Source organism: Ruegeria sp. AN11, assembly GCF_056536005.1.
In genome coordinates this window covers 1-5948 of the sequence record NZ_JBQFJD010000003.1, presented here as the reverse complement: position 1 = coordinate 5948, position 5948 = coordinate 1, and the positions used below count along the sequence as shown (strand labels likewise).

Annotated in this window: 11 protein-coding genes and 1 pseudogene; 4 read left to right on the top strand and 8 right to left on the bottom strand. The window is 64.6% G+C overall.

The annotated features are described in order from the left end of the window. Positions 1 to 106: 106 nt before the first annotated feature. The 8 genes and pseudogenes from ACR3EQ_RS24340 to ACR3EQ_RS24305 form a co-directional block, all read right to left on the bottom strand. Positions 107 to 406: a TRAP transporter large permease subunit gene (locus tag ACR3EQ_RS24340; protein WP_480492437.1), complete on the bottom strand. Its 300-nt coding sequence runs from the start codon at positions 404 to 406 to the stop codon at positions 107 to 109. A gap of 17 nt (positions 407 to 423) precedes the next feature. After that, positions 424 to 676, bottom strand: a pseudogene (locus ACR3EQ_RS24335) (TRAP transporter large permease subunit). Positions 677 to 761: 85 nt separating this feature from the next. Beyond that, positions 762 to 923: a TRAP transporter large permease subunit gene (locus tag ACR3EQ_RS24330; protein ID WP_480492436.1), complete on the bottom strand. Its 162-nt coding sequence runs from the start codon at positions 921 to 923 to the stop codon at positions 762 to 764. Continuing rightward, positions 923 to 1579, bottom strand: coding sequence for a TRAP transporter small permease (locus tag ACR3EQ_RS24325; RefSeq protein WP_480492434.1), 657 nt, complete (start codon positions 1577 to 1579; stop codon positions 923 to 925). Before ACR3EQ_RS24325 ends, ACR3EQ_RS24330 begins: the two co-directional genes overlap by 1 nt. Positions 1580 to 1645: 66 nt before the next feature. Beyond that, complete coding sequence (locus tag ACR3EQ_RS24320) at positions 1646 to 2404, bottom strand: TRAP transporter substrate-binding protein (RefSeq protein WP_480492432.1); 759 nt, start codon at positions 2402 to 2404, stop codon at positions 1646 to 1648. Beyond that, positions 2338 to 2649, bottom strand: coding sequence for a hypothetical protein (locus ACR3EQ_RS24315; RefSeq protein WP_480492430.1), 312 nt, complete (start codon positions 2647 to 2649; stop codon positions 2338 to 2340). Before ACR3EQ_RS24315 ends, ACR3EQ_RS24320 begins: the two co-directional genes overlap by 67 nt. Positions 2650 to 2718: 69 nt before the next feature. Continuing rightward, the gene (locus tag ACR3EQ_RS24310) at positions 2719 to 3510 is read right to left on the bottom strand and encodes a LysR substrate-binding domain-containing protein (RefSeq protein WP_480492429.1); all 792 of its coding nucleotides are present in this window, start codon (positions 3508 to 3510) and stop codon (positions 2719 to 2721) included. A 62-nt stretch (positions 3511 to 3572) separates the two neighbouring features. Beyond that, positions 3573 to 3746, bottom strand: a complete 174-nt coding sequence (locus ACR3EQ_RS24305) for a helix-turn-helix domain-containing protein (RefSeq protein ID WP_480492428.1) — start codon at positions 3744 to 3746, stop codon at positions 3573 to 3575. A 96-nt stretch (positions 3747 to 3842) separates the two neighbouring features. Between ACR3EQ_RS24305 and ACR3EQ_RS24300 the strand changes: the two genes are divergently transcribed. The 4 genes from ACR3EQ_RS24300 to ACR3EQ_RS24285 form a co-directional block, all read left to right on the top strand. Further along, complete coding sequence (locus ACR3EQ_RS24300; protein ID WP_480492426.1) at positions 3843 to 4259, top strand: hypothetical protein; 417 nt, start codon at positions 3843 to 3845, stop codon at positions 4257 to 4259. Between the two features lie 28 nt (positions 4260 to 4287). After that, positions 4288 to 5469, top strand: coding sequence for an amidohydrolase (locus ACR3EQ_RS24295; RefSeq protein ID WP_480492424.1), 1182 nt, complete (start codon positions 4288 to 4290; stop codon positions 5467 to 5469). Next, complete coding sequence (locus ACR3EQ_RS24290) at positions 5466 to 5639, top strand: GTP-binding protein (protein ID WP_480492422.1); 174 nt, start codon at positions 5466 to 5468, stop codon at positions 5637 to 5639. The genes ACR3EQ_RS24295 and ACR3EQ_RS24290 overlap by 4 nt, the downstream gene beginning before the upstream one ends. A 13-nt stretch (positions 5640 to 5652) precedes the next feature. Further along, on the top strand, positions 5653 to 5948 hold a 296-nt coding region (locus tag ACR3EQ_RS24285; RefSeq protein ID WP_480492420.1), incomplete at its 3' end, for a GTP-binding protein.

The window sequence follows — 5948 nt, the reverse complement described above, 5'->3', positions numbered from 1 at the left end:
CGGGTCGATCCCGAGCGAAACCGCCAGCGGCAGGAAGACGGCGGTGAAAAGCACGATCTGGGCCAGCGACCCATGAAGGTGCCGATGAAGATGTAGAAGACGCCGATCAGCAGCATGACCAGGATCGGGTTTTCGGTGATCGAGGTGATGCCTGCTGCACCGCCGTCGGCACGTCGTAGAACGCGGTCAGTTGCCCGAAGGCGAGCGTCGGGGTGAGCAGGATCAGGATGCCGGTCAAGAGCGCGGTGAAGCGCAGCGCATCGACGATCTTTTGCACCGTCAGCTCGCGATAGATGAAGAGGCCGACGAAAAGCGCGTAGAACACCGCGACGCCCGCCGCCTCGGTCGGGTGAAGGCGCCGCCATAGATGCCGCCGAGGATCAGGACCGGCGCGCCGATCGACCATTCCCTCCCACGCCGCGTTCAGGAAAGGCTTCCACGAGAACGGGTGTCCGGTGCCGCCATAGCCGCGCTTGCGGCGATGATGTAGGTGGTGATCATCAGCAGCACGGTGACCAGGAACCCGGGGATGAGGCCCGCCAGGAACAGGCGCGATCGAGGTTTCGAGACCAGCCCGTAGATGATCATCAGGTTGGAGGGCGGGATCAGGCTGCCGAGCGCCGGCGCTGGCGGTGATCGCGGCGGCGAAGGGGACGTCATAGCCGTCCTTGCGCATGGCCGGGACGGTGACCGAGCCGATGGCCGCCGTGGTGGCGGGCCCCGATCCCGAGAGCGCGCGAACAGCATGCAGGCAAAGACCGTCACCAGCCCCATTGAGCCGCGATAGGCGCCGACCAGCTGGTTGCGATGGCGATCATGCGGTTGGCCATGCCGCCGACCTCCATCAGCCGCCCGGCCAGAACGAAGAGCGGGATAGTCAGCAGCGGAAAGGGCGTCAGGCTGGAATAGCCGGTCTGCGCCATCAGGTGTAGGGGATCTCGATCAGGTAGAGCGCCAGCGCGGTGGTCACCCCGACCGCGACAAAAAGCGGGGTGCCGATGACGGTCAGGGCGACGAAGGCGATGGCGAGGATCAGCAGCGCGCTCATAGCTGATGCTCCTGATCCGACGGTTTCATCCCATTCCTCGTGAAGCATGCCGGGGATGCCCTCGCCGCCGTCCCGGTACCAGGCGATGTAGGTCTGGATCAGCCGCACCAGCATCAGCGCGTAGCCGATCACCAGGATGGATTGCGGGTAGAACTGGTCGATGCCGAGGCTGGGGCTGCGCGAGGTGAACTTCCACAGCACCGCCAGGTAGTCCCAGCGACCTTGATCATGAAGATCGAGAACAGCGCCCAGATCAGGTCGGCGCCGAAGATCACGATCCGGCCCGCGCGTTCCGGCAGTGCCTTGATGCCGACGAGGATGCGGATGGAAGCGTTCGCGCACGCAGAGTGCTGCGCCCATATAGACGGCCCAGACCATGCTGATCGAGGCGATCTCTTCCGACCAGTGCAGGGCGGTCTGGAACATGTAGCGGGCGACCACCTGCGCGAAGACGCAGACCGAGATCACCACCAGCGCGCTGCAGCAGATCACTTCCTCGAAATGCCGCTCAAGCCATTTCAGGGCAGACATGGGGATCACCTGTTCAGATGTGGGCATGTGAGGGGCGCCGGTGGGCGCCCGCCGGGTATTTGGCGATCAGCTGGCGGCGGCCTGAATGGCGTTCACCAGATCGATGAATTCCTGCCCGCGTTCCTCGGCAAAGGATTGCTGGATCGCCTGCGAGGCGGTGATGAAATCCGCCTTGTCGGGGCGGGTCATCGCCATGCCGCCTTCGGCCACCAGCCAGTCGCGGATTTCCTCGGTCTCGTTCTGGACCTGACGGCGCAGTTCCGCACCGGCCTCGTCGGCGGCCTGCTGCACCTGCGCCCGCTGCTCGTCGCTGAGCCGCTTCATGAACGCGTCCGAGGCAAAGAGCGGTGCCATCGCCACGAAATGTTCGAGGATCACCAGGTGCGGTTCGAACTCATAGAATTTCATGTCGCGGATGAACGAGGTGCCGTTGTCGCCGCCATCCACGGTGCCGGTCTGCAGGGCGGTTGGCGTTTCCGACCACGCGAGCGGCACCGGCTCGGCCCCGAAGGCCTCGAACGTGGCGATCATCACCTCGTTCTTGGGCACCCGGATTTTCAGGCCTTCCATATCCGCCATCGTGTTGATCGCGCGCTTGGAATTGTAGAAGTCGCGATAGAGCGCGGGGCCGAAGCTGAGCAGGTGCACGCTGGTTTCCGCCTGCAGCTTGTCCTTCATCAGCTGGCCGACCTCACCATCGACCACCTTTTCCAGATGCGCGGTGTCCTGGAAGATGTAGGGCAGCACGGTCACGTCCATCAGCGGCCAGTGCGGCGAGACGTTGTTGGCGGTGATGAAGAAACCGTCGACCGTGCCCAGCTGCATGGTTTGAACGCCTCGTCCTCGGACGAGATCTGGTTGCAGCAGCGCAGTTTGACCTCGATGGAGCCGCCTGACAGGGCCTCGAGCTTGTCCTTGAAGATGGTACCGAAACGTCCGTAGATCGACGCCTCGGGCGCGCCGAAGCCGAGGTTCATCGTCACGTCCGCTGCTGCCGCAGGCAGGGAGAGCGTCAGCCCGGCGGCTAGCGACACCGAGGTTGCAAACTTGAGTAGGGTTCGTCTGTGCATGTCATTCCTCCTGGCAGCACGGTTCGCCCATCGGCCTGAGAGCACTTATTGGTTGGGCAGGCTTGTTCGTTACCGGAGGCCGATCAGCTTTGATCCGACGGTAACCGATGGGCATACCGCTAGAAAACAGGGTTTTCTGTTGCGTAAAGGTCTATTTTTGTGGTTATGGCCCGCCCTCAAGGCTCCATCAGCAGGTGCTCGAACGTACCCTGACGCGCCAGCGCCGTGCCGGTGTCGATGATCGCGCACGACGGCCGAGTTTTCAAGCTGCGGCGCGTGGGCGATGCCGTAGAGGGGTACGTCCACCTCTCCGGCGATGGGCGTGGCGATGTATCCGCCCTGGCGGTCCCGGTCATTGGGTCCGCAGATGTTCAGGATCGCGTGGCCGAACTGCGCCCCCACCAGCCCGCGCAGCACCGCGCCGGATTTGGTGGAGTGCACGATGTCGGGCGTCAGGCCCTGGTTCTGGAACATGGTCAGGAAATAGTCGCGGGTGCCGTGCACGTCGAGCATGATCAGGGGTTGCGCGGCCAGATCCCTGAGCGTGACCGAGGCCTGCCCCGACAGCGGCGAATGTTCGGGTATCAGCGCCCAGGGCCGGGCGCGGAAGAGCGGCACGAAGCGATTATCTGGGTGCGTATAGCGCCGGTAGGTCAGCACCGCATCGACCGAGCCCGAGCGCAGCAGGTCGTTGACCACCAGCATGTCGCCCTCCATGACGTCGATGCGCACTTCGGGGTAGCTGTCGGCGATCTTGCGGAGCAGGGGCGGCAGGACATAGGGCGCGGTGGGTTCGTAACAGGCCAGCCGCAATGTGCCGGTCGGATCGCCCACCAGAGACAGCAGGTCGGATCTGAACACCCGCGACTGGTCGAGAAAGGCGGCGATATGTTTGCCTGCGGCGCGCCCCAGCTCGGTTGCGATCAGCCCTTTGCGGGGATGCGGCGGAATAGTTCCGCGCCGATGGTCTGTTCGATCTGGTCGATGGCCGCGGTGATCGAGGATTGCGAGATGTTCATCTCGGCGGCGGCGCGGGCGATCGAGCCGCTGCGCAGGGCGGCATCGAAATATCGCAGCTGTTTGAGCGTGAAGTTCATCTGGTTACCACATTTCCTGAGCCTTAATCAGACAGTAAATCCATTTTGCAGCGGAATGAAGTTGCGTTACGCCGGAGGCCAACCCGGGAGGATCTCATGGCATCGACCACGCTTTTCCGCTGTCGCAGGATCATCACCATGGACCCCAACCGCCCTAAGGCGACCCATGTCGCGGTGCGCGACGGACGGATTCTGGCCGTGGGCGATGCGGGCTGTGTCTGGCCGGATCAGGAGGTGGTGCGGGACGATCGGCTGGCCGATACCGTGCTGATGCCTGGGTTTGTCGAGGGGCACGCGCATATGATGGCGGGGGCCATGTGGCGCTATGCCTATGTCGGATATCACGACCGGATCGACCCCGAGGGCGTGCTGCACAAGGGCATGACCGACATCGCGGATGTGATCGAGCGGCTGCGCGGCTATGAGGCCGGTCTGCCCAGGGTCAGCCGCTGGTGGCCTGGGGGTTCGATCCGATCTTCATCGAGGGGATCGGCTGGGTCGTGCCCATCTTGACCGGATCTCGGCCACCCGGCCCATCGTGGTGCTGTTTTCCAACTTTCATCTGATGTGTGCGAACTCGGCGGCGCTGGCGCTTGCGGGTTATGAACGGCACAGCAACATCGAGGGCGTGGCCAAAGGGCTGGACGGCGCGCCGACGGGCGAACTGCAGGAGATGGCCGCCATGTTCCCGGTGATGCGGCGCACCGGCATCGATTTCCGCGCGCTGACCCAGCGCCCGGACGTGATCGAGACCTATGCCCAAGTGTGCCGCCGGGCCGGGGTGACCACGGCGACCGATCTGTTCGCCGAGATGGAGGAGGGTGATGTCGATACGCTGCTGCGGGTGACCGGACAGCCGGGCTTTGGCCTGCGGCTGGTACCCGCGCTGGGCGCGGCGGGCGGTGATCCGGATCGGATTGCCGAGCGGGCGCTGGCGTTGCGGGCGCGGTCGACCGACAGGCTGCGGCTTGGGGCGGTCAAGCTGATGACGGACGGGTCCATTCAGGGCTGGACGGCCCGGGTGAAGTGGCCGGGTTATGTGGGCGGGCAGCCCAACGGGTTGTGGAATACACCGCCGGATCAGATATTTGCGCTGTGCGCCGCGATGCAGAGCCATGGGGTGCAGATGCATATCCATGTGAATGGGGATGAGGCCTCGGACGTGTCTTTGGCGGCTTTGGAGGCGGCGGTGCGCGCGCATCCGTGGGCGGGCGCGCGGCATGTGTTGCAGCATTGCCAGATGATGAGCGCCGATCAGTTCCGACGCTGTGCGCGGCTGGGGGTCTGCGCCAACATCTTTGCCAATCACATCTGGTATTTCGGCGATCAGCACGCGGCGCTGACCATTGGTGAAGACCGCGCGATGCGGATGGATGCCGCCCGCTGTGCGCTGGACGAGGGCGTGCGCATTGCCATCCATTCCGATGCGCCGGTGACGCCGATGGGGCCGCTGTTTACCGCCTGGTGCGCCGTGAACCGCACGACCATGTCGGGCCGGGTGCTGGGCGCGGCGCAGCGGATCACGGTGGGCGAGGCGCTTTATGCCATCACGCTGGGCGCGGCCTATACGCTGGGTCTGGATGGGGAAATCGGCAGTATCGAGACCGGCAAGATCGCGGATTTCGCGATCCTCGGGGAGGATCCGACCCGGGTTGCGCCGGAGGCGATCCGGGATGTGCCGGTGCTGGGGACTGTGTCGGGCGGCGAGGTGCATCTGTTGTGACCCGGCTGCCGCTGAGCGTTGTCGGAGGCTATCTGGGCGCCGGAAAGACGACGCTCATCAACCGGTTGCTGTCCGAGGATCACGGGTTGCGCCTGATGGTGCTGGTCAACGATTTCGGCGCGATCAACATCGACGCGGCGCTGCTGGCCTCGGCGGATGAGGACACTTGATTGACGCTGGCTAATGTTTGCTGCACCATGGGGGCCGATCTGTTCATGGCCATCGGCGATGTGCTGGACGCGCGCCGCGGCCGACCATCTGATCATCGAGGCCAGCGGCATTGCCGATCCGGCGGCCATCGCGAATGTGGCGCGGGCCGAGCCCGAGCTGAGCTATGCCGGGATCGTCACGGTGGTGGATGCGGGGCAGATCGGGGTTGTTGGGCGATGCACAGATCGCGCCGCAGATCCGGCAGCAGATCGGGGTGGCGGATCTGGTGGTTCTGACCAAGACCGAGTGTGCCGGGCGAGGTCGTCGAG

Coding starts and splice junctions, on each gene's coding strand:
- ACR3EQ_RS24330 (WP_480492436.1), bottom strand. CDS start 923: ATGGCGCAGACCGGCTATTCCAGCCTGACGCCCTTTCCGCTGCTGACT.
- ACR3EQ_RS24315 (WP_480492430.1), bottom strand. CDS start 2,649: ATGCACAGACGAACCCTACTCAAGTTTGCAACCTCGGTGTCGCTAGCC.
- ACR3EQ_RS24325 (WP_480492434.1), bottom strand. CDS start 1,579: ATGTCTGCCCTGAAATGGCTTGAGCGGCATTTCGAGGAAGTGATCTGC.
- ACR3EQ_RS24320 (WP_480492432.1), bottom strand. CDS start 2,404: ATGCAGCTGGGCACGGTCGACGGTTTCTTCATCACCGCCAACAACGTC.
- ACR3EQ_RS24305 (WP_480492428.1), bottom strand. CDS start 3,746: ATGAACTTCACGCTCAAACAGCTGCGATATTTCGATGCCGCCCTGCGC.
- ACR3EQ_RS24340 (WP_480492437.1), bottom strand. CDS start 406: ATGGTCGATCGGCGCGCCGGTCCTGATCCTCGGCGGCATCTATGGCGG.
- ACR3EQ_RS24300 (WP_480492426.1), top strand. CDS start 3,843: ATGGCATCGACCACGCTTTTCCGCTGTCGCAGGATCATCACCATGGAC.